Origin of the sequence: Streptococcus sp. 27098_8_22 (assembly GCF_041432415.1) — a bacterium.
GTDB classification, from domain to species: domain Bacteria; phylum Bacillota; class Bacilli; order Lactobacillales; family Streptococcaceae; genus Streptococcus; species Streptococcus pseudopneumoniae_M.
Map to the genome: position 1 here is coordinate 51654 of NZ_JAPVZP010000008.1, position 22282 is coordinate 73935.

Here is a 22282-nt window from a genome sequence, read left to right on the forward strand (position 1 = left end):
AGCTGGGTTTTTGCGTTAACTCAATATCAAATTGGCTACGATCGGACTTACAAATACATAGAGAATACCTGTAACACCGATGGCTAGTCCTCCCATAGCACCTGCAACTGGTCCATAGCGAAAAGCCGTTCCAGTTCCAACGGCGTGACCTGTTCCACCCAGGGCTAGTCCAGCCGCTACTGGATCGTCTATCTTGAGCCATTTTAAAAGCGTTGGTCCTATAACGCTGGTCAAAATCCCCGTCGCTACGACAACTACTAGGGTCACGGTAGTCAAGCCTTGCAATTTTTCTGTGATCCCTACTGCCATAGCAGTCGTTACTGACTTAGGAAAGAGAGAAATAGCTAGGAAAAAGTCCATGCCAAAGATTTTTGCGACTAGGGCTGTAAAAGAGGTATTGACGATGACAGCTAGAAAACTACCCAGCAAAATACTTCTAACATGATGCTTCATCAAGTGGAAGCTCTTATAGAGGGGAATTCCTAGAGCCACTGTTGAAGGAACAATCAAGTTATTAAGATAAACCCCACCTTGGTAGTAATCTTGGTAGGAAATGCCAGTTACCTTTAGAAATATGATAATAAAAATAGCTGACAGTAGCAAAGGAGTCGTTAAGGGATGAGGATAACGTCTGAAAATCATCATTCCCCCAAGATAGGCTAAGATTGATAAAGCAATCCCAAATAGGGGATTAGATACAAATTCGCTCATTTGGTACCTCTTTCTTCGTAATCACCTTCATAGCGTTTTTTGATAAATTGAACCACAAGCGCAATCAAGATGATATTAATCACTGCTGCAAAAAAGACAATCAAAACAATCGGCAGAAGATAGGGTGCAATCACATCAAATTTTTCCATAATTCCAACCGCAGGAGGTAGAAAGAGAATGGTCATGTTGGCCAAGAGAAAATTCCCAACCATGTTGACATGGCGGGTGCGCAGCCACTTGAACTGCAAGGCTAGAAAAAGAATAATCAAACCGATGATACTTCCAGGAATCGGCAAATGAAAAAAACTGGAGATCCCTTCACCGATTAGAGAAATCACAAAAAGAATCATTAACTGAACATATAACTTCATCGTAAACTCCACAAATAGACTTTCTGCATACCAGTTTACTCTTTTTTCAGAAAATTTCAAGGAAATATATAAGAAACATCCTTCTTGCTATCCAAGCCAAAAAGGTGTATACTAATTGCGTGCGCAAGCATCATAGATACACTAGTATGATTACACTATTATAGAAGGAAAGGAGATGGACATGACTTACTTAGAAAAATGGTTTGACTTCAACCGTAGGCAAGTAGAGCTAGAAGCTATTTTAGAAGAGACCATCGCTGAGCAGAGTGAACAAACCTTGACACTCAAGGAGTTTTACCTCTTGCACTTTCTAAATCAGGCTGAAGGCAAATCCCTAAGACAAATCGACTTGCCAGATAAACTCCACCTGAGCCCTAGTGCTGTTTCACGGATGGTGGCTCGCTTAGAAGCCAAGAACTGCGGTTTACTTAGTCGGAGATGCTGCGACCAGGACAAGCGAGCTAGTTTTATCTGCCTGACGAGAGAAGGACAGACTACCTTGGCTTATTTACAAACAGCTGTCGAAGAAAGCTTAGCAAGAAAATCAAACTGGTTAGCCTAACATATTTTTCAAAAAAACTTGCGTGCGCAATCATTTTTCTTGACATTCCTTTTTTCAAGGAGTAAAATGAAATCATGATTTAGCAAAGGAGAATCCTATGATTGAAATCACTTATCTTGATGCCAGCAAGCAAGAGAGAACCATGACCTTTGAGTCATACGATGAATTTGAACGTTCTCAACATGCCTGCCTGATCGGTGTCGCAGACTACTACCCTGTTCAAAAATTGACTTACAACGGTCATGATTTGGACTACCATGGGACTTACGGAGATGTCTTCTTCTATCTCATGAAACAAGATTTAAGCCAATATAACTAAAAAGGAGAAATACTATGGCCAAAGCAATTACAGATGCAACATTTGAACAAGAAACTAAAGACGGATTGGTCTTGGTAGACTTCTGGGCAACTTGGTGTGGTCCATGTCGTATGCAAGGCCCAATCTTGGATAAGCTGTCTGAAGAACTTTCAGAAGATGTCTTGAAGATCGTTAAAATGGACGTTGATGAAAATCCTAACACAGCTCGTTCATTTGGAATCATGTCTATTCCTACTCTTCTTTTCAAAAAAGATGGACAAGTGGTTAAACAAGTTGCTGGTGTTCACACAGCAGAACAAATCAAAGCTATCGTTGCTGAATTAAGCTAATCAAAGGAGAGACCAAGTGCATTCATTTGGTCTCTTTTTTCTTGCCCTTTGCCATTTTTCAAAAAATATGCTAGACTGTAAGTAGAATATCACGATGTTTGGGACATGCCATCGCTAAAAAAAACCTCTACTTGGTATTTTTTAGCTCCCTATAGGGAGCTTTTTGCGTGCTCTGAACATTTCCCATTTTGGAAGGAGTACTATGAAACGTCAATCAGCCTTGGTCGTCTTTAGCGGCGGTCAAGATTCAACAACCTGCCTTTTCTGGGCCAAGCAACACTATGAAAAGGTAGAAGCCGTTACCTTTGCCTATGGCCAACGCCACCATCTCGAAATTCAAGTGGCCAAAGAAATCGCTGAGGAACAAGGAATTCGTCATCATATCCTAGATATGTCTCTGCTAGGACAAATTACTGAAAATGCCTTGACTTCAGATCTAGAAATTGAGCAAAAAGAAGGAGAGGTTCCTAATACTTTCGTCGATGGTCGCAATCATCTCTTTCTGTCCTTTGCTGCAGTCCTTGCCAAGCAGCGTGGAATTACGGATATCGTGACAGGAGTGTGCGAAACAGACTTCTCAGGCTATCCTGACTGTCGTGATGTCTTTGTCAAATCGCTCAATGTGACCCTCAACCTTGCTATGGATTACGACTTTGTGATCCAAACGCCTCTCATGTGGCTAGACAAGGCTGAAACTTGGAAATTAGCCGACCAACTCGGTGCCTTTGACTATGTTCGTGAGAAGACCTTGACCTGCTATAATGGGATTATCGGTACTGGTTGTGGAGATTGTCCTGCCTGCCATCTACGCCAACATGGTTTAGAGGTTTATCTCTCTCAGAAAGGAGAGGCCTGATGTTTTTTGCCCCCAAAGAAATCAAACAAGAAACTGGGGAATCTCTTGTCTACAATCCTCACAGAACCTTAGTCTCAAAAGAATTTACCTTCGATGCTGCCCACCACCTCTTTCACTATGAAGGAAAATGCAAATCCCTACACGGTCACACCTATCATCTGCAAATCGCTGTCAGTGGATTTTTAGATGATAGAGGTATGACCTACGATTTCGGAGACATCAAAGCGATCTACAAGGACTACTTAGAGCCCCACTTGGATCATCGCTATCTCAATGAAACCCTTCCCTACATGAATACGACTGCTGAAAATATGGTTTACTGGATTTTCCAAACCATGAGCCAAGAGTTGCCAGACGAGCGCGGTCTCCGTTTGGAATATGTTCGCCTCTATGAAACTCCGACTGCCTTTGCAGAGTTTAGACGGGAGTGGTTAGATGACTAAGGAACGTGTCCTCAAACTACCAGTTCTGGAAATTTTCGGCCCAACCTTTCAAGGAGAAGGTCGTGCTATCGGCCAGAAAACCATGTTTGTCCGCACTGCTGGTTGCGACTACCATTGTGACTGGTGTGACTCTGCCTTTACTTGGGATGGTTCTGAGAAGCCTACTCGCATGACAGCTGATGAAGTGATCGCTGAGTTAGACAAACTAGGAAGCTACGACTATGTAACCCTGTCTGGAGGAAATCCTGCCATCCTAGCTGCCAACATGGCCGAGTTAGTCACCAAGCTCAAGCAACGTGGTGTTACTCTGGCTGTTGAAACCCAAGGCTCCCGCTGGCAACATTGGTTAAAAGACATCGACCAGGTGACTCTGAGTCCCAAACCTCCTTCTTCCAAGATGGAAGTCAATTTTGAGACCTTGGATTTCATTGTTTCTCAACTAGATCCAGACAAAGTCACCTTTAAAATCCCTGTCTTTGATGATGCAGACCTAGCCTTTGCCAAAGGCATTCAAGAACGCTACCAACCAGATGTCCTCTTCTTATCGGCGGGAAATCCTGAGCCCAAAGCTACAGGCAATATTGTCCAAGACCAACTGGACCGCCTCAAAGAGCTATGGGAACGTGTCGCTGCTGACGATAGCTGGGGCAATGTCCGCGTCCTTCCCCAACTCCATACCCTCCTCTACGATAACCAACGTGGTGTTTAAGATTAGAAAGAAAAAATCATGTCACAACAAGAAGAATTGAAAAACTTAAGCCTACTGGGCAATAAAGAAACTACCTACATCTTTGACTATCAACCAGAAGTCCTCGAATCCTTTGACAATCGTCATGTGGAAAATGACTATTTCATCAAATTCAACTGCCCTGAATTTACCTCACTGTGCCCAATCACTGCGCAGCCAGACTTTGCGACTATTTATATTTCCTACATTCCTGACAAGCTCTGTGTCGAGTCAAAATCCCTCAAACTCTACCTCTTTAGCTATCGAAACCATGGAGATTTTCACGAAAACTGTATCAACACTATCGGGAAAGACTTGGTCAACTTACTCGACCCTCGCTATTTAGAAGTCTGGGGAAAATTCACTCCACGCGGAGGCATTTCAATCGACCCTTACTACAACTACGGTAGACCTGGAACTAAGTATGAAGGCCTGGCAGAACAACGCCTCTTCCAACACGACCTTTATCCAGAGAAAATTGACAACCGCTAATACTCTTCGAAAATCTCTTCAAACCGCGTCAACGTCACCTTGCCGTAGATATAGGTAACTGACTTCGTCAGTCTTATCCACAACCTCAAAACAGTGTTTTAAGCTGACTTCGTCAGTTCTATCTACAACCTCAAAGCAGTGCTTTGAGCAACCTGCGGCTAGCTTCCTAGTTTGCTCTTTAATTTTCATTGAGTATAAAAAGATACGAAAAAGCCCTGTTCCTCATCATGAGGAGCAAGGCTTTTTAAGTTTCAATTATTCTTCAGTTCCAAGGAAGTTTTTAGCAACAAGGGCTGCAAGAACACCACCAACGATTGGTGCAAGGATGAAAATCCAAACTTGTTGAAGAGCTACACCACCTACCAATACAGCAGGAGCCAAGCTACGAGCTGGGTTTACTGAAAGTCCAGTAATGTTCAAGCCAGCTAGAATCAAAGCTGTCAATGACAAACCAATCACCAAACCAGCAATTGCGCCATTCCCTTTGCTTGCTGATGTTACAGTCATGATGACCAAAACAAACAAGAATGTTGCGATTGTTTCAAACAAGAAACCACCAAAGACAGTTACTCCGTTTGCCAAGGCATTTTCACCAAGACTTGCAGTTGACATACCTGAATTTGCCAAGAGGAAGAATACAGATCCAGATGCAAGGAAAGCACCAACCACTTGTCCGAAGATGTAGTTTACAAGCTCTGAAGATGACAAACGTTTGTTAACAAACATAGCGATAGAAACAGCTGGGTTCAAGTGAGCACCTGAAACAGTTCCGATTGAGAAAGCTGCAACTACGATTGCCAAACCAAAAGCAAGAGCAATCCCAAGGTGTCCAAGTCCTTCAACACCATTTCCAAAAACAACAGCTCCTGTTCCGATGAACACAAGCATAAAAGTACCGATTAATTCAGCAACAAATTTTTTCATGATAAGTCTCCTTTTTTCAAACTATGTATTAGTCTATCAGAAGAAGGAAAGGGTTTCAAGAAATGTGCTTGGAAATTTTGTGTATGTTTTCACATTTAATAGTCGAAATCTAATATTGAAAAGATTGAATGGCTTCTTTCAAGTCATCTTGTAAACTATTTCTCTGGTCGAGTTGTACATAGACTTCTAATAAACAAGATCTAAAATTGGAAAATTTATAAAAATCTTCCGTCTCTTCTATCGGGAAATCAAGTGACTTTATCCAAGAGGCTAGTGTCGCTTGATCCACCTTGCCTTGCAAAATAGGTTCGTAAAGCACTCTGGCTAAGCGCCATTCCTCATCATCTATAAATCGAATCGAAATTCTTTTAAACAGTTGACCAAGGATCTCAAACACCTCATAAATTCGACTTGCAGAAAAGTCTGGATGACAAACGACTTCAGTCAAGAGATCCGCTCCATGCGCAAAAGCATGTACCCAACCATACTGGCTTGAAAAACCAGTCGTATCCTCTTCTTTTTCAAGGTAGTGCAAACCTTGATCGAGCATCGTATTTCTGATATCAGTTTTAAGCACTTGATAAAAAAGAGACTGTTGATTGCCATCGGCAGATAAGAGATTGGCATAAATAAGTGCCCTAAAAGAACGGTCAAGCGTTGAAGCTCCTAGCTTATCGAGCTCTTTATCTAGTCCACCATCAGAAACAATCATAGCAGATATAAATTGAAATTGCTCCTTTGTAAATAACTCTTCTTGGATCCCTCTAGCCAAACTGGTAAAAACCAATTCATCGCGAATTTCTGAAGAAGGATCTCCTAAATGCTCAAGTAACCACTGGAGTTCTTTTTGACTATAACTCGGTTTTTCTTCTGCTATTTTTCTAAGTAAGTCTTGATACATGGTCAATACCTCTACATTTCTAGCAACTTGATATAATCCAGACCCCATTTCTCGACAGCATCTAAAACAACTCTGAATTCCTGTCCCATTTCGGTTAAGCTGTACTCAACTCGTGGGGGAACTTCCGCATAGACCTTTCGTTGAATAATCTTATCCTTTTCTAATTGACGGAGATGACGTGTCAAAATAGTTTGAGTAATCCCAGGCAATAATCTCTGCAATTCTTTAAATCGTTTAGTACCCGTACTCAACTGATAAATGATTACCAGTGCCCATTTCCCTGTTAAAACCCTCTGCGTTGTCGCAAATGGACAAATACCATACTCACTCACTTTATTTGGCATAAAATATCTTCTTTCTATTTTTTTAAAAAATTTTATCTTTTAGTATCAACAATAGTACTACTTTTGATACCAGCTATCGAAAAAGTGTCTACTTGTTTTTTTGATTGTAACTGTTACAATTATATCATAAAAAAGAAATGGAGAATAGATATGTCAACAAACTTAGAAATTTTCAATGCTTATAACCAAGCTTTAATTGCTGGTGACTTTCCTGGTGTCTTTGAAACGATGGCAGACGATATTGTCTGGCATCAACCTGGTACTCATAGTATATCTGGTACAGTTGTTGGTAAGGACAAGCTAGGAACTCACCTAGCTACATTTGCTGAGAAAACTAATGGAACCTTTAAGGTGATAACAAATTGGGTTTCTGACAATAAGGATTTAATCGCAGCCAATGTTACTTTTCTTGGAACACGGGCTGATGGTACTGAACTCAATATGAACGGGATTGACCTCTTCCGTATTGAAGACGGAAAAATCAAAGAAGTTTGGCTCTTCTCTTCAGATCAAGCTGAAGAAGATAGCTTTTGGGGATAATTTAAGAGGCAGGGACAAAAAATTTTGATTTTAGGAATTCTTTATTATAAATTTTTTAAATAAATAGATTAGATAAAAAATCCAACCTCTTTTATCATCTCTACGATTCCAATTTTGGGAGTCGTTTTTTGTCATTTAAAACAATCTTCCTGTCCTATTCATGCTTTAGAAATGAAAGGATTTCTTCAAGACTAGCGGAACTTCCTTGCTCTAAATAGCGTGATTTACTACCATTTTGATAGACTGAAAGATTCGGAACGGTTTGGATATCCATTTCTTTTGCAAAGGCTGTAATTTCATCCTTTTCATCAGAATCACTATCCAAATAATAGACCGTCTGGTGACTTTTTTGAATCGCTAGAGCCAAATTGGGCACAAACTTTTGACAGTAGGGACAGGATTCTCTTCCGATGTAGACGACAAACTCGTCGCCATTTGCAAGTTTGGAGCGCATTTCTTTCATATTGATTGCTTTGGTATACTGAACAGCTTCCTGATAAGTTTTTGGAAGAACAGGCTGACTGAATTTCCAAATCATAAACAAAATCAGCATAGCAATTCCAATGATAAGCAAGCTAAGTTTTTTGTTCACACGCACTAGCATCTCCGTCCTTTTCTAAGTATTTTCCCTAGTCTAATCGCCCACGACAAGATATAAAATCCAACCGATAGATCTATAATAACGCACATTCTGAAGACAAAGTCTTCAGTAAACTTTATTAAATAAACGTCATTCTAAAATCTCAACAATATAACTCTATTGTTGCACTTTTATGATCTTATTCTCCCAACTGGGTACTGTAGTTGATAATTTGGTCAACTGTATCTGACAAGAATTGAATCGTATCACGGAGTGGTTTATCCGTTGAGATATCGGCTCCGATAACCATAGCTGACTCAAGTGGTGTCTTGCTACCACCTGATTTGAGGAGATTGAGCCAGTCTCTAGCTCCATTCTCAGAGTTTTTAAGATGAAGGTAACCAGCAGTCGAGATGACAAGTCCTGCTGAGTAAGTGTAGCTATACAAGCCCATGTAGTAGTGAGCTTGGCGCATCCAAGTCAGTGCTGCATCATCATCAATCTCAATAGCATCTCCCCAGAAGTCAGTCAAAACTTCCTTCATAATACTGTTGAGTTTGCTTGCCCCAAAGGTTTCTCCTTCTTCAATCAGTGTATAAACCTTACGTTGGAAGGCTGCTTCCAAGAGGTGGGTGATAAAGTTATGGAAGTAGGTATCTGTCAAGCGGTGAGCAAGAGCGAATCGTTTCTGACGTGGATCATCAGACTGGTGTTCCAAGTAATCACTTAACAGCAATTCATTGAAGGTTGACGGTGCTTCAACATAATAGGTCGACATGTGAGCATTGAAGTAGCTTTGGTGATTATCTGAAAAGATGAATTGACCAGAATGCCCGATTTCATGAATCAAGGTATAAACATCGCTCAAACGGCCTGTCCAGCTCATGAGGACATAAGGATGCACACGGTATGGATCAGCTGCATAGCCACCAGAGTCCTTACCACTATTAGCAGCGAAATCAACCCAGCGTTCTTCTTGATAACGAGCGATTTCTTGACAGTATTCTTGCCCCAGTGGTGCGACAGACTTCATGACCAAATCGTAGGCATCATCAATGCTAACCTCTGGATTCAACGCACTATCCAAATCCAATTTCCAATCAGCAAAGGTCATCTTCTCAAGACCATTCACCTTGGCAACATGCTTGAGATATCTCTGAGCGACTGGCGCAAAGTCCTTCATGATAAGGTCAATCTGGCGGTCAAACATAGCACGGTCTACTTCTTGCTCAGCCAGAAGATAGTCAAAGACTGAGTCGTAGCCCTTCATATCTGCCAAGAGTTTTTCAGACTTGACTTGGGCTAGATAGGCTGCCGCAGCTGTATTTTGGTGCTTACGAAGTCCTTCTGAAAAGGAACGGAAGGATTTCTCACGGACTTCAGCATCCTCGTGATTTTGGTAGAAATTTTCATAGGTCACAAAGCTATTTTTGTAAGTCTTCCCATGGGCTTCAAAGTCAGCCATTTCAAAATCTCCAGCTCGCATTTTAGTATAGATATCCTGTGGACTGTAGAAAACTTCACCCAGATTAGTCAAGGCTTTCTCCACATCCGCCCCAAGATAGTGGGCTTTTTTGATTTTGGCTTGACGAATAGCCGACGTCAAATGTGGTAAGTTACCCAAACGGTCCAAGACTTCCTCATCTGCAGCCACTAAGGCATCATCAAAGAAGGTTAAGGCGACACTGGCATCTGTCTCAAAGTCCATTCCAGCTTGGGCGATATTGGCAAAATCTTCATTAGCATAGTCTGTCGTCTGAGGCATAAAGGCGTAATTACCGATATGACTCATCTGGATGTAGATTTGCTCCAATTCTGCAAAAGCTTTCTCGAAATCTTCAAAAGTGTAAAGATTGCCCTTGTAATCTCGACTAAATTGATTGATATCTTCACGCGCCTTCTCTATCGCACGTAAGAAGTCCTCACGGTCTTGGTATAGGGCTGTCAAATCCCAAAGTTCCTTTTCAGGAAATTCTGAACGGTGTTTTTGTTCCATCTTTTTCCTCTTATTTCTCTAATTCTAATAAAACACTAAGGGCTGACAGGGCATAAAGCGGTGCTGTTTCTGCTCGCAAAATACGAGGACCAAGACCTGCCAAGACTGCTCCTTTAGCTTCAAAACTCTCAATTTCTGCAGGTGAGAGACCACCTTCTGGACCAAAGATAAAGAGCAATTTAGCTCCTTTTTCCAGTCCAGCAACTGCTTGTATAAGTGCGGCTGATTCTCCTTCTTTAGCCGACTCTTCATAGGCCACTACGATGCGGTCAAACTGGCTCAGTTGTGCTAGAAAATCTGCCTTTTTCTCAAAAAGGGTGATGCTTGGGACAAAGTTGCGCTTGCTTTGCTCGGCTGCTCCAAGGGCGATTTTTTCTAGTTTCTCGACTTTTTTCCCTAGTTTTTTACCGTCCCATTTAGCAACTGACCAGTCTGCAGGGAAGGCCCAAATCTGACTAGCACCCAGTTCCGTAACTTTTTGAGTGATGAACTCTAGCTTATCTCCCTTGGGAAAGCCTGATGCGATGGTCACTTGGACTGGCAGTTCCACATTATCAGTTAATTCCTCGACCAGCTCAAACTGACGCTCCTCTACATTTACCACGCGCGCCAAGCGCTTGATCCCATCATCAAAAACTAAGGTCACTTCATCATCTTCTTTCAAGCGCATAACCTGAAACATGTGCTTGCTGGTTTCCTTGTCCTCGATGGTGACAGGAGAGACTGCACTGCCTTTAACAAAATACTGTTGCATGCTAGCCTCCAATCACACCGGAGATATCCTTGGTTTTTTTGAAGACACAGGCATTCCACTCTCCTTGAATCATATGGGTTTCAAGGAAGAATCCAGCCGCTTCTGCTGACTCACGCACCATGTTCCACTTGTCCTTGATTATACCACTCATGATGAGGTAGCCTTCATCCTTTACCAAGCGATAAGCATCCTCCGTCAGATGAATGAGGATATCCGCCAAGATATTAGCCACGATAACATCTGCCTCAATTTCCACTCCTTTAAGCAAATCGCCTGAGGCTACATGGATGTTTTCCATACCAAGATTGAGCTCAATATTTTCCTGAGCGACACGAACCGCCACATCATCCAAGTCATAGGCGAAAATCTCCTTGGCACCTAGGAGTGAGCTTGCAATAGAAAGAACCCCTGAACCAGTCCCTACATCTAGCACTGTTTCACCACCACGAAGAACTTGCTCCAAGGCAAAGAGACTCATCTTGGTTGTTGGGTGCGTTCCCGTTCCAAAGGCCATGCCCGGGTCCAGCTTGATAATTTTTTCTCCCGCTGTTGCCTCATAGTCCGTCCATGACGGTACGATGGTTAGATCATGGGTGATGCGTGCTGGTTCATAATACTTCTTCCAGTTGTCCGCCCAGTCTTCCTCAGCCAAAGCAGTCGTACCGATCTTGACTTCTCCTAAGTCCATAAAGTCAGTTAATTCTGCTAAGCGAGCCTTCAAATCTGCTTCAACTGCCGCTACATCAACCGTTTCCGGATAGTAGGCGGTCACCACAATTTCTTCTTGTTGCTCGACCTCAGGGAAAATCTCACCGAAGCGGTCCACATTTCCAACATAGTCCATGCTATCTTCAATTGCTACCCCTTGGGCACCTAACTCAATCAAGAGGTTGGAAACCAACTCCTCTCCCTCACGCTTCACTGTAACTTTTAACTCTTGCCATGTTTCCATCATTAAGATACCAAGCCCGTAAAACACAAAGCCAAAATAGGAAACTCTCTGAAGACATTTGTGTCTATAAGAAGTTTATCTTTTTGGCACCGTGTTTAGGGCGGGTTCAATTTAGAAATTAAACTGAACCATCCTTTCTATTTCTCTATCAACTTTTTCATGTAGACCATATCCATACCTTCTTTCTCAGGCTCGATATGGGTTTGATGGTAGCCATTCTTCTCGTAGAAGGCGACCATGCCTGCATCCTGTAACACCGTACACAAAGCCCACTGCATAATGGTTGAAAATTCCTCTTCTAGCAAGCGTAATCCTTCAGTTCCATACCCTTTTCCCTGATACGGAGGCAAAATCGCTGCCGTTCCCAACCAAGCTTTCGTTAACTCGTCATTGGTCTGAACTCGTAAAAAGCCTATCTTCTCTTCATCTTCTTTTACAAAGTAGTAATAGCTATTGGGACGTTCGACTAGTTTCCACTTAATTCGTTCGCGGTCCTCGAGATAAGGGTCATATTCATCATGGTATTTTTCATAAACTGCTTTAAAACTAGCCCTTTGAATCGCAATGACGTCCTCTAAATACTCTGCTCCTGCTCTCTCAAGTCTTATCATAAACTTTCCTCCAAATAATCCCACAATCTCCCCTGCAACTGCGGAACTACTTGACTGGATGTCAAAAATTCCTCAATGTTCATCAGTTTATAGGCTTGCCCTTCATCTCCAAAGGTGATACTGTCAAATTGATCCTGACTTAACTGACCGACCATAAATACTGACTGTCTGCCTTCATAGAGCATGCTGGGATAGACCTTGCTCCAAAGCAGACAATCTTCATTTAAATGAATTCCCAGTTCTTCATAAACTTCACGCGCTGCGCATTCAAAAGGACTTTCATCCCCTTCACGGCCACCACCTGGCAATTCCCACATGTTGGGACAAGGGATATCGTCCTTGTCATCACGTAAGATAGTTAATAGCTTATCCCCACAAATCAAGGCAATCTTGCAACCTGTAAAATCAGAAATTTCTATTTCCATATCAGACTCCTTCTGCTAATTCCTTTTCCAGCTCGGCTAACCAGTTTTCATAATATCTTTTCTCATCCCGTAACATCCGGCTGCTATTCATTTGCTGTCTAGCAATCTTCATAGCCTTGTGAGTTTGAACTACATCTTTCTTTACCTTAAATTGATACCAAGCTTGAATAACCTGCATATCTGCTGTTTTTAGAGATAAAAAGGATTTGACACCTCGAATACTTGCATATTCTTCCGCTTTCTTATTATCTCCTTCTATCAGAGCAATTTGAAGAAGGTATAATTGAGAAATAGTTTTAGACATTGGATTATCTGTTTTTTCTAACACAGACTGAAACAGTTGCTTTGCAAGCTCTATATTATCATCCAATATGAACACCAATCCCTGAAGAGTCTGAACACTTTCTGCAAAACTCCCTCTCACATCCTCATCAACAGACATGATAAAGTCTTTTAAATCATATTCTTGAGGAGCTAGCAAGGTCTGGGCAGAATGCCTCAACATCAGGTAGGCGTATTTCGTATTTTCAGGGTGTTGTAGCAATTCCCAAATTTTTGCTCCATCGGTGATGCCGACTGGCATAGGAAGAAAGACAAATTAAGAAAAATCCAAGTCCCTGCAAAATACCAGCTTCTTGTCAAAAATCCAAACACTATCGCCAATAATATCAAGCTGAGATGAATCATCAAGCCTCCTGAAAGCATCAGGATGATTCTTTGATCGCTTTCATCCTCTTTTAAACCAATATACTGAGCACCAACATTTTTTATAACTGCTGTTCGACTAAGATGAAGCCTTCCTGACTTTTTGGTTAAAAGAAAGTTCCCTAATCCAAAAGCCACCAGCCGATAGCCTGTCAAGTAGCCACAAAAAGCATGTCCCAGCTCATGAAGAATAAAGATTAAATACATACTTAGAAGAGCGAAGGCATAACCAAAAGTAAAGACTAAAACTGCGGAATACCCCAACTCTGCAAATGCGATTGTTCCACAAGCAAAAGCCAGCATAATAAAGACAACAGCTAGCGCATAAACCAAATAAATCCCAATTTTCTTCATAAAATCTCCAACCAACTCCTAGTATCTCGGATAAAGGTAAAATTCTCCTTCTTCCAAGCCTGCTTTTCCTTCTTCAAAGACTTCTTGGTTCCATTCCATGACAAATTCTTCTGCTTCTGGGTCTTCCAAAAAGTCCATGAGGGCATCTAGTCCAACCTCTGCAGTATCTTTAAGGAATAGCGCAAAATAAGCTAAGAATTCACGAGAAAAACCTTTCTTAGGCAGGTAAGGGATGACCGTCAAATAGTCTTCTGCATTGACTGTTGACTTGGCAGGGTTGTAAAAAAGTACTGCTTCTTCAAAAAGGATATCATCTGACGAAACCTCTCCATCTTCATCTAACATCTCCACCCCTGCAGCATTTTGTGCCTCTAATAGAAAACTCACTTCAACCGCATGATTGCGCTTGTCCCAACTAATCTCATAATCAAAAGGAAAGTTCTTATCCAACTCTTCTTGTAAAACATCTAAAAATCCATATGTTGCCATTTTGTCCTCTTTCTATACGACTCTTCAATCGCCCCGAATACTCGGAAATATGCTAAAATAGATACTACCATATTACCACATTAGTATCAGAAAATCTATGTTAGAAAGGACTGCTATGCCAGACAATCTCGCGCTTCGTATGCGCCCCAAAACCATCGACCAGGTCATCGGTCAGGAGCATCTGGTTGGCCCAGGTAAGATCATCCGTCGCATGGTGGAGGCAAATCGTCTATCATCTATGATTCTCTATGGACCTCCAGGAATCGGAAAAACCAGTATCGCTTCAGCCATCGCTGGAACGACCAAGTATGCTTTTCGGACCTTCAATGCCACTGTTGATAGTAAAAAACGTCTCCAAGAAATCGCTGAGGAAGCTAAATTCTCAGGTGGCCTTGTACTGCTACTAGACGAGATTCATCGTCTTGACAAGACTAAACAAGACTTCCTCCTTCCTCTCTTGGAAAGCGGTCTAGTCATCATGATCGGGGCGACAACTGAAAATCCTTTCTTTTCTGTCACTCCAGCCATCCGCAGTCGTGTTCAGATTTTTGAGTTGGAACCCTTATCTAACCAAGATGTTAAAGAGGCCGTTCAAATAGCCCTGACTGACCCTGAAAGAGGTTTTGATTTCCCTGTTGAGTTAGATGATGATGCCCTTGATTTTATCGCAACATCTACCAACGGAGACCTCCGCTCTGCCTTCAATTCGCTTGATTTGGCAGTTCTCTCCACTCCAGAAAATGATGACGGTATCCATCATATCACACTTGACATCATGGAAAATAGTCTTCAGAGAAGCTACATCACTATGGACAAGGATGGAGACGGACACTATGATGTTCTATCTGCTCTCCAGAAATCCATCCGTGGCTCTGATGTGGATGCCAGTCTCCACTACGCTGCCCGCTTGATTGAAGCAGGTGACCTTCCTAGTTTGGCACGCCGTTTGACGGTGATTGCTTATGAAGATATCGGCTTGGCCAATCCCGATGCACAGATCCATACCGTAACTGCTTTGGATGCTGCACAGAGAATCGGCTTCCCAGAGGCTCGTATCCTCATCGCCAATGTCGTCATTGATCTGGCACTTTCACCTAAGTCCAACTCAGCCTATGTGGCTATGGATATGGCCCTGGCTGACCTTAAAACATCTGGTCATTTACCAATCCCACGTCACTTGCGAGATGGCCACTATAGCGGTAGCAAGGAATTAGGCAACGCCCAAAACTACCTCTATCCACATAGTTATCCTGGTCACTGGGTCAAGCAAGATTATTTACCAGAAAAAATTCGCGACCATAGCTACTTCTCACCAGAAGATACCGGAAAATACGAACGAGCCCTAGCTCAGCGCAAGGAAACCATTGATAAATTACGAAATTTGTGAAATCCTTTTCGAATTTTTTAATTTTCCCTTGATTTTTTTTGAAAAAGTGGTATCATATAATCATAGAAACGCTGTGGTGTACGACTTCACATTTAAGTGTTGACCGACTATTTTTTGTATTATTAGGGAAACAAAAGTCTTCTAACAGCATGTAGGCCGTCTCACACGGAAACAGCTTCAGTTAGAGCGAGTTGCCCACCTGCTTAATTGCGCGGGTTCAATACAAACCGTGAAGTTTCGGCACCAATACAGCTTTTTATTTGCCTCCTTAGCTCAGTTGGTAGAGCAGTAGACTCTTAATCTATGGGTCGCAGGTTCGAGCCCTGCAGGGGGCATCTAAATCAACAGGAAAAAGCCTTGGTTATCAAGGCTTTTTTGTTGTTCTAAAGTATATTTATCCTCCATTTTTTATGAACAATCTTTCCAGACATCTCTGATCTGATGACACTCTTCAAAAATTTTTTAAAAATTTAAAACAAAAGTCTTGCTTTTCTTTTTATTTGTGTTATACTTGTTCTTGTATCGGATACAAGTTATCTAAAGGAGTTTATATGGATACGAAATTTTCAGTAGCCTTGCACATCCTAACCATGATTAGTGAGAGTAAGGAAAACCTAAGTTCACAAGCTCTGGCTGAGAGCGTTGGGACTAACGCTAGTTATATTCGTAAGGTGATTGCCTTATTGAAAAATGCTGGACTAATCCAGTCTCAGCAAGGAAAAACGGGCTACCAACTTAGTAAATCTCCAAAGGACATCACCTTACTTAACATTTATTTTGCCACACAAGAAGTCAGCCACATCAGCTTATTTCCTGTTCATCAAAATAGCAATCCCGATTGTCCAGTAGGGAAACATATCCAGGCTGCCGTTTCACCACTATTTGCTAGCGCTGAAGCCCAACTTGAGAAGGAACTAGCCCACCAAACCTTAGAAGATGTCATTAACAATCTTTATAAAGAAGCCAAACAAAAACGAAACTGATTTGCATGCAGATCAGTTTTAAAAAGACTATACTTGTATCTTTATGAGATACAACAAAAAAATAGAAAAGAGAAGACAATGCAAGCTGCACAACATACATCATACAACAAAAAGAATATCACACTGAACATCACAGAAGTCGCTACACCAAGTATTACAGACAAAGAAGTTTTGGTCAAAGTCACCGCAGCTGGTGTTAATCCTCTGGATAACATGATTTCCCGTGGTGAGGTCAAAATGATCGTTCCTTACAGACTCCCACAAACTGCAGGTAATGAAGTGGTCGGTATCATTGAAAAGATCGGTAGACAAGTCAAAAATCTCAAAGTCGGAGACCGTGTATTTGGACGTCTCCCACTCGAGCATATCGGTGCTTTTGCCGAGTATGTAGCCGTAGACAGTGCAGCCTTAGCTAAAGTTCCAGACTATCTTTCAGACGAGGAAGCTGCTGCTGTGCCTTTGACTGCCTTGACCATTATGCAAGCCCTAGAACTCATGGGGGCTCAAGCTGGCAAGACGATCTTTATATCTGGTGGTACAGGCGGTGTCGGTGGAATGGCCATTCCGATTGCCAAGGCTAAAGGTTTGACAGTCATCACCAATGGAGCTGGAGATAGTGCTGAGCGTGTATTGAACCTAGGAGCGGACCGTTTTATCGATTACAAAACAGAGGATTATACAAAAACTGTTAGCCAGGTGGATTATGTCCTCGATACCCTTGGGGGTGCTGAGACTGAAAAACAAATGTCTATCATGAAAAAAGGTGGTCAGCTTGTGTCCCTCCGTGCTATGCCAAATGGTAACTTTGCCAAACGCATGAATCTGCCAAAATGGAAACAGATGATTCTTGGCTTAGCCGGTCGCAAATTTGATAAGATGGCTGACAAATACGGCGTTCACTACCATTTTATCTTTGTGGAAAGCAATGGCGCTCAATTACAAGAGGTAGCTGACCTCTTTAGCAAATTAGAAATCAAGCCATCTATCGATACAGTCTATCCATTTGAAGAAGTGAATAGCGCCTTAGACAAGGTCGCTAATGGTCACTCACGTGGAAAAACAGTCCTCAGCTTTAAAAAATAAAAAGGAAAACACAATGTCATATCTTACAACTAAAACTCAATACATCACTGTCGACGGGAACAAAATCGCCTATCGCGAACTCAGCAAAGGCAAATCAAAACTACCTCTTCTGATGCTGGTCCATTTGGCAGCAACCCTCGACAACTGGGATCCAAAACTCTTGGACTTGATTGCTGAAAAACACCATGTGATTGTGGTCGACCTTCCTGGTGTCGGAGCCAGTCAAGGCAAAGTGGCGCCAACCATTCCTGGAATGGCTGAGCAGACGATTGCCTTTATAGAAGCCCTTGGTTACGATAAAATCAATCTCCTAGGTCTTTCCATGGGAGGGATGATTGCCCAAGAAATGGTCCGAATCAAGCCTGATTTGGTCAACCGTCTCATCTTGGCAGGAACAGGACCTCGAGGAGGAAAAGAGGTCGATAAGGTCACAGGGAAAACATTTAACTATATGTTTAAAGCTGGACTCGAACGCATCGATCCTAAACGCTATATCTTCTATAACCATGATGAACAAGGAAAAATCGAAGCCTTGAAAGTTCTAGGACGAATGGGAATGCGAACCAAAGAATTTGTGGACAAAGACATGAGTTTGTCTGGTTTCTTGACTCAACTCAAAGCTATTAAACGTTGGGGGAAAGATTCTCAAGACGACCTAAGATTTATCACCCAATCAACCTTAATCATCAACGGTGACAAGGATATGCAGGTTCCAATGGAAAATTCTTATGACATGCATGAAAAAATAAAAGATAGTAAACTTATCATCTATCCAAATGCTGGTCACGGTTCGATCTTCCAATATGCAGAGGAGTTTTCAAAAGAGCTCATTGCTTTCTTGGAGGACTAATATGGTCAAAACCATTCTAATAACAGGCGCTACTGACGGTATTGGTAAACATTTGGCAAAGAAACTGGCTAGTGAAGGGCATCATGTCATCCTCCATGGTCGCAATCCTCAAAAGTTGGAATTGGCTACTCAAGAGGTTCGGGCAGTTTCCTTGAGAGGCAGAGTTTCGAGCTACTTGGCAGATTTTTCAAAATTAGATGATGTTTATCGATTTGTAGAGGAAATCAAGCGAGACTTTCAAAGGATCGATGTCTTGTTTAACAATGCAGGACTGTATGCAGGGAAAGAACGAAAAGCGAGTGCTGAAAATGTCGAATTGACTTTTATGTTATCCGTTCTCGTTCCCTATATGTTAACAACTGAGCTCAGCCCCTTGTTAGAAAAAGCGCCTGACGGTCGTGTTATTAATACTTCTTCCTATATGCATCATTTTGCCAAGGTCAAGGATTTGGACTTTGGATTTGAGAAAGAATACAATCCAGGATTGGCCTATAATAATTCCAAACTCTATACCATTTGGATGACACGCTATCTAGCAAGAGACTTCTTTTTAAGTGGTTCAAACATCACCGTCAATTCTTACCATCCTGGCTTGATTTCAACAAACTTAGGGAATAATTCTAGTGATGAAAAGACGAAAAAGTCTCTCTTCGGACGCCTGATGAAGTCTCTTTCAAAAAATTTAGATCAGGGAATCGAAACAGGCTATTATCTCACCTTATCAGAGGAAGTCAGGGGCTTGACTGGCTACTATTTTGATGAAAAGAAAGTCAAGTCGGTATCTGAAAAAGGCTACACACTTGAAAAAGCACAAGATTTAATCAATTACTGCAATGATAAAATTGAGTTGTTTAAACAGAAATATGCTCTGCTTAATTAGAAAAAATAGCGCATGGCGCTCTCTAATCGTTATTTGAAACGTTTCAATTTTTGTTTTAAAAAATAAATCTCTTTGATTTGACTCTATTTTAACATTGATAGCGTTTTCTGTCAAGACTTATTTTTAATTTTTTGTTGTTTTTCCTTCAATAAATGTTACTGGTAAGATTGTCTGTAAATGAACAGTCTTTCCATCAATGATCTCAAACAAGATACGAACAGCTTCTTGAGCCATTTCCTTCAACGGTTGTTTAATAGTTGAAAGCAGATAATCTCGATCATTTGCCATCTTAATACCATCATATCCAATGATTTGCACATCATGAGGTATTTGTTTCCCATTTGCCTCTAGTATTTCAATAACATCTAAAGCCGCAAAATCATTAATGGCGAAAATACCATCTATGGAAGGATTCTCTGTCAAGAACTGCTCTAACTTCCCACGATAGTCTGTAACCGTCTCATCTAGGTCAAAGATACTAAAAGGTATATTTTTGTCTTGGACATACTTCTCAAATGAAATTCTACGTCGTTTAGTCTCATTAATGGTTGTGTTGTGTCCACCTACAAAAGCCAAATGCTGACACCCTTTTTTGATAAGTTGTTTGGCAGCCTCTCGTCCTCCTGCATCATTATCAGACGATACACATGCAATCTCTATATCTGAATAAGTTCGGTCGATACTAACAAAAGGAATTCCTGAAGTTAGGTAGTTCTCGATTGGACTATAAGTAATGGCTACAACTCCATCAACCTTATTATGACGTAGCATCTCAAGATATTCTTGCTCTCGATTGGTTCCATTTATTGAACATAAAAGTAGTTTATTATTTCTCTTGTAAACTTCATTTTCCACATGCATCGCGAATTCAGAAAAGAATGGATGCCAGACACTTGGCAAAATTAATGCTATCGTCTCTGTTCGATTTTTCTTCATTCCTCTTGCGTAGTAATCTGGGATGTAATTCAAGGTTTTAATCGCTTGTTCAACTTTCTGCAAGGTCACTTCTTTGATCCCTTTTTCTTTGTTGATCACACGTGAAACAGTTCCAACACTAACTCCCGCTTCCAGAGCAACATCTTTCATAGTAATGGATTTTTTTTGCTCTACCATATTCTCACCTCCTTGCACTCTATAGTAACATGCAACCGCTTTTTTGGCAACTATTTCTTAATGAATACAGGAAAAAGCCTTGGTTAAAGGCTTTTTGGGTTATCATTAAAAATCTCATCTACACTTTTCACCATTCAAAAAGTGAGCCGTCAGTTTGGCTCACTTCTTCTTTTTAGCATGCCCTTTTATGGATCAAAAAGTGTTAAAAATAAGACAGTAACCTCAGAATAGCTACTGTCTTATCTCTTTTTTTACTTAAAGCCTTGATAGACTTGAAAAATGGTAGAAAAGAGCCTAATTTTTAAATAGAACTAATTTAAATATCTAGAATAAAATCTTGATTCATTCTATATATATTAAGCTTCATCTTCTTTTTTGCGTTTCGCAACCAAACCTAGACCTACAAGACCAAGTGCAGCACCAAGTGCAACAAGTTCAGATTTAGATTGTTCACCAGTGTTTGGCAACTCAGGACCTTTAGGTTTTTCTGGTGTTGGTGGTGTTACTGATGTTGGCGGTGTTACTGATGTTGGCGGTGTTACTGGTGTTGGCGGTGTTGGTGGTGTTGGTGGTGTTGGCGGTGTTGGCGGTGTTGGTGGTGTTGGCGGTGTTGGTGGTGTTGGTGGTGTTGGCGGTGTTGGCGGTGTTACCTTGTTGTTAAACTCAGTATCTTCAGGCATTTGTGAAGTAAGTGTCAACACTTTACCATCCTTAGTAACAGTAACTCCAACAGTCGCTACCATCTTATCGTACTCAACTCCAGCCTCTGTACCTTTCACTTCTTCTACGTGATAGATATATGTACCTTCTTGACCACGTTTGAATTCAAGAGCTGAGAACTTGATCTTACCTTCAGCATCATTGCTTACGGTTTCAATCACGTTACCATCTTTGTCTTTCAATACGAAGCTGAATTCACCAGCTTTCAACGCACGACCATCAAGTTTCTTAGTGAAATTAAACTGTGCTTTAACTGGAGCTACAAAGTAGTTATTGAAAATTTTATCATCTGTACCAGTTGCTTCACCTCCCGATGCAGTCATTTCAGTCTTAGCACTTAAAAGACCTGTAGTAATATCTTTAGTAACAGTAACTTTAACTGCGATAGTCATACTATCATAGTCAATGTCTGTATCTGCTCCTGCTTTTTCGCGAACGGTATAGGTATGAGTTCCTTCAGTCGCATATGAGATCGCATCAAATTGGATGGTTCCATCAGCCGCATTTTTCTTGGTTTGGATGACATTGCCATCTTCAACCAATTCAAAGGTGAAGGCATCGGCTTCAAGGGCTTTTCCTTCCAATTTCTTAGTGAAATTAAATTGTGCTGTAGTTGCACCTGGTGTGAAGGTATTATTGAACTCAGTATCTGTTGGAAGGGCTTTGGTTGCTGTAAGAGTATGACCTGCTTTCGTTACAGTCACTGTCACCTCTGCCTTCATTGGATCATAAGTCATTCCTGCTTCTGAACCAGCTACTTCTTCTACAGTGTACTTATGCTCGCCAACTTCATTGTTCTTATATGTAAGCGCATCGAAGGCTACTTTACCATCGGCGTCATTAGTCTTCGTTTGAAGAACCGTACCATTCTTATCTTTCAA

The 22282-nt window shown here is 41.4% G+C and carries 26 protein-coding genes, 1 tRNA gene and 2 pseudogenes; 14 read left to right on the plus strand and 15 right to left on the minus strand.

From position 1 onward, the window contains the following. Positions 1 to 15 precede the first annotated feature (15 nt). Both O3633_RS08415 and O3633_RS08420 read right to left on the minus strand, forming a co-directional pair. Positions 16 to 711: an LrgB family protein gene (locus O3633_RS08415; protein ID WP_049508971.1), complete on the minus strand. Its 696-nt coding sequence runs from the start codon at positions 709 to 711 to the stop codon at positions 16 to 18. Beyond that, complete coding sequence (locus O3633_RS08420) at positions 708 to 1082, minus strand: CidA/LrgA family protein (protein ID WP_000781324.1); 375 nt, start codon at positions 1080 to 1082, stop codon at positions 708 to 710. Before O3633_RS08420 ends, O3633_RS08415 begins: the two co-directional genes overlap by 4 nt. A gap of 181 nt (positions 1083 to 1263) precedes the next feature. Here O3633_RS08420 and O3633_RS08425 point away from each other — a divergent pair, with 181 nt between their 5' ends. The 7 genes from O3633_RS08425 to queF all read left to right on the plus strand — a co-directional run bounded on the left by O3633_RS08425 (position 1264) and on the right by queF (position 4810). Further along, the gene (locus O3633_RS08425) at positions 1264 to 1644 is read left to right on the plus strand and encodes a MarR family winged helix-turn-helix transcriptional regulator (RefSeq protein WP_371620987.1); all 381 of its coding nucleotides are present in this window, start codon (positions 1264 to 1266) and stop codon (positions 1642 to 1644) included. Between the two features lie 97 nt (positions 1645 to 1741). Beyond that, on the plus strand, positions 1742 to 1963 hold the full coding sequence (locus O3633_RS08430; RefSeq protein ID WP_000570258.1) for a DUF4649 family protein: 222 nt from the start codon (positions 1742 to 1744) through the stop codon (positions 1961 to 1963). Positions 1964 to 1977: 14 nt separating this feature from the next. Further along, positions 1978 to 2292: a thioredoxin gene (gene trxA / locus O3633_RS08435; RefSeq protein WP_001029584.1), complete on the plus strand. Its 315-nt coding sequence runs from the start codon at positions 1978 to 1980 to the stop codon at positions 2290 to 2292. A 202-nt stretch (positions 2293 to 2494) separates the two neighbouring features. Continuing rightward, the gene (queC, locus tag O3633_RS08440; protein WP_061863422.1) at positions 2495 to 3148 is read left to right on the plus strand and encodes a 7-cyano-7-deazaguanine synthase QueC; all 654 of its coding nucleotides are present in this window, start codon (positions 2495 to 2497) and stop codon (positions 3146 to 3148) included. Continuing rightward, entirely contained in the window at positions 3148 to 3591 is a 444-nt protein-coding gene (queD, locus tag O3633_RS08445) for a 6-carboxytetrahydropterin synthase QueD (RefSeq protein ID WP_000464566.1), read from the plus strand. Before queC ends, queD begins: the two co-directional genes overlap by 1 nt. Further along, positions 3584 to 4300, plus strand: coding sequence for a 7-carboxy-7-deazaguanine synthase QueE (queE, locus tag O3633_RS08450; RefSeq protein ID WP_371620988.1), 717 nt, complete (start codon positions 3584 to 3586; stop codon positions 4298 to 4300). The genes queD and queE overlap by 8 nt, the downstream gene beginning before the upstream one ends. A gap of 18 nt (positions 4301 to 4318) precedes the next feature. Then, positions 4319 to 4810, plus strand: coding sequence for a preQ(1) synthase (queF, locus tag O3633_RS08455; RefSeq protein WP_371620989.1), 492 nt, complete (start codon positions 4319 to 4321; stop codon positions 4808 to 4810). A gap of 255 nt (positions 4811 to 5065) precedes the next feature. Here the strand turns inward: queF and O3633_RS08460 are convergent, their stop codons facing one another. The 3 genes from O3633_RS08460 to O3633_RS08470 form a co-directional block, all read right to left on the minus strand. Then, positions 5066 to 5734: an MIP/aquaporin family protein gene (locus tag O3633_RS08460; protein WP_371620990.1), complete on the minus strand. Its 669-nt coding sequence runs from the start codon at positions 5732 to 5734 to the stop codon at positions 5066 to 5068. A gap of 109 nt (positions 5735 to 5843) precedes the next feature. Then, positions 5844 to 6635, minus strand: a complete 792-nt coding sequence (locus tag O3633_RS08465) for a DUF2785 domain-containing protein (protein WP_371620991.1) — start codon at positions 6633 to 6635, stop codon at positions 5844 to 5846. A gap of 11 nt (positions 6636 to 6646) precedes the next feature. Next, positions 6647 to 6979 carry a winged helix-turn-helix transcriptional regulator gene (locus O3633_RS08470; RefSeq protein WP_049503255.1) on the minus strand — a complete coding sequence of 111 codons (333 nt, stop codon included), beginning with the start codon at positions 6977 to 6979 and terminating at the stop codon, positions 6647 to 6649. A 150-nt stretch (positions 6980 to 7129) separates the two neighbouring features. Between O3633_RS08470 and O3633_RS08475 the strand changes: the two genes are divergently transcribed. After that, on the plus strand, positions 7130 to 7519 hold the full coding sequence (locus O3633_RS08475; protein ID WP_049530023.1) for a nuclear transport factor 2 family protein: 390 nt from the start codon (positions 7130 to 7132) through the stop codon (positions 7517 to 7519). Positions 7520 to 7673: 154 nt separating this feature from the next. On the opposite strand, the gene O3633_RS08480 is transcribed toward O3633_RS08475, so the two are convergent. From O3633_RS08480 to O3633_RS08515, 8 genes and pseudogenes are all read right to left on the minus strand, one after another. Further along, on the minus strand, positions 7674 to 8111 hold the full coding sequence (locus tag O3633_RS08480) for a DUF6568 family protein (protein WP_239681982.1): 438 nt from the start codon (positions 8109 to 8111) through the stop codon (positions 7674 to 7676). Between the two features lie 187 nt (positions 8112 to 8298). After that, positions 8299 to 10095 carry an oligoendopeptidase F gene (gene pepF / locus O3633_RS08485; RefSeq protein WP_371620992.1) on the minus strand — a complete coding sequence of 599 codons (1797 nt, stop codon included), beginning with the start codon at positions 10093 to 10095 and terminating at the stop codon, positions 8299 to 8301. A gap of 10 nt (positions 10096 to 10105) precedes the next feature. Further along, positions 10106 to 10849, minus strand: coding sequence for a 16S rRNA (uracil(1498)-N(3))-methyltransferase (locus tag O3633_RS08490; RefSeq protein WP_371620993.1), 744 nt, complete (start codon positions 10847 to 10849; stop codon positions 10106 to 10108). Between the two features lies 1 nt (position 10850). Then, positions 10851 to 11801, minus strand: coding sequence for a 50S ribosomal protein L11 methyltransferase (prmA, locus tag O3633_RS08495; protein ID WP_371621003.1), 951 nt, complete (start codon positions 11799 to 11801; stop codon positions 10851 to 10853). A gap of 137 nt (positions 11802 to 11938) precedes the next feature. After that, positions 11939 to 12412 (minus strand): GNAT family N-acetyltransferase, encoded by a 474-nt coding sequence (locus tag O3633_RS08500; protein ID WP_371620994.1) that lies wholly within the window; start codon positions 12410 to 12412, stop codon positions 11939 to 11941. Then, the gene (locus O3633_RS08505) at positions 12409 to 12837 is read right to left on the minus strand and encodes an NUDIX hydrolase (protein ID WP_371620995.1); all 429 of its coding nucleotides are present in this window, start codon (positions 12835 to 12837) and stop codon (positions 12409 to 12411) included. The genes O3633_RS08500 and O3633_RS08505 overlap by 4 nt, the downstream gene beginning before the upstream one ends. Before the next feature lies 1 nt (position 12838). After that, positions 12839 to 13896 (minus strand): annotated as a pseudogene (locus O3633_RS08510) (site-2 protease family protein). 18 nt (positions 13897 to 13914) lie between these two features. Next, a complete protein-coding gene (locus O3633_RS08515; RefSeq protein WP_371620996.1) occupies positions 13915 to 14385 on the minus strand; it encodes a DUF3013 family protein in 471 nt (156 codons plus the stop codon). A 115-nt stretch (positions 14386 to 14500) separates the two neighbouring features. Here O3633_RS08515 and O3633_RS08520 point away from each other — a divergent pair, with 115 nt between their 5' ends. The 6 genes from O3633_RS08520 (at position 14501) to O3633_RS08545 (ending at position 19568) form a co-directional block, all read left to right on the plus strand. Beyond that, entirely contained in the window at positions 14501 to 15772 is a 1272-nt protein-coding gene (locus O3633_RS08520) for a replication-associated recombination protein A (RefSeq protein WP_049530016.1), read from the plus strand. Positions 15773 to 16034: 262 nt separating this feature from the next. Further along, a tRNA-Lys gene (locus tag O3633_RS08525) sits at positions 16035 to 16107 on the plus strand. 216 nt (positions 16108 to 16323) lie between these two features. Next, positions 16324 to 16755 carry an Rrf2 family transcriptional regulator gene (locus O3633_RS08530; RefSeq protein ID WP_371620997.1) on the plus strand — a complete coding sequence of 144 codons (432 nt, stop codon included), beginning with the start codon at positions 16324 to 16326 and terminating at the stop codon, positions 16753 to 16755. 78 nt (positions 16756 to 16833) lie between these two features. Beyond that, the gene (locus O3633_RS08535; protein ID WP_371620998.1) at positions 16834 to 17838 is read left to right on the plus strand and encodes an NADP-dependent oxidoreductase; all 1005 of its coding nucleotides are present in this window, start codon (positions 16834 to 16836) and stop codon (positions 17836 to 17838) included. Between the two features lie 13 nt (positions 17839 to 17851). Further along, entirely contained in the window at positions 17852 to 18688 is an 837-nt protein-coding gene (locus O3633_RS08540) for an alpha/beta fold hydrolase (RefSeq protein WP_371620999.1), read from the plus strand. A gap of 1 nt (position 18689) precedes the next feature. Further along, a complete protein-coding gene (locus O3633_RS08545; protein ID WP_371621000.1) occupies positions 18690 to 19568 on the plus strand; it encodes an SDR family NAD(P)-dependent oxidoreductase in 879 nt (292 codons plus the stop codon). A 123-nt stretch (positions 19569 to 19691) separates the two neighbouring features. On the opposite strand, the gene O3633_RS08550 is transcribed toward O3633_RS08545, so the two are convergent. Both O3633_RS08550 and O3633_RS08555 read right to left on the minus strand, forming a co-directional pair. Next, positions 19692 to 20681 (minus strand): LacI family DNA-binding transcriptional regulator, encoded by a 990-nt coding sequence (locus tag O3633_RS08550; protein WP_371621001.1) that lies wholly within the window; start codon positions 20679 to 20681, stop codon positions 19692 to 19694. 356 nt (positions 20682 to 21037) lie between these two features. Continuing rightward, positions 21038 to 22282 (minus strand): annotated as a pseudogene (locus O3633_RS08555) (Spaf_1573 family LPXTG-anchored collagen-binding protein); the annotation flags it as partial.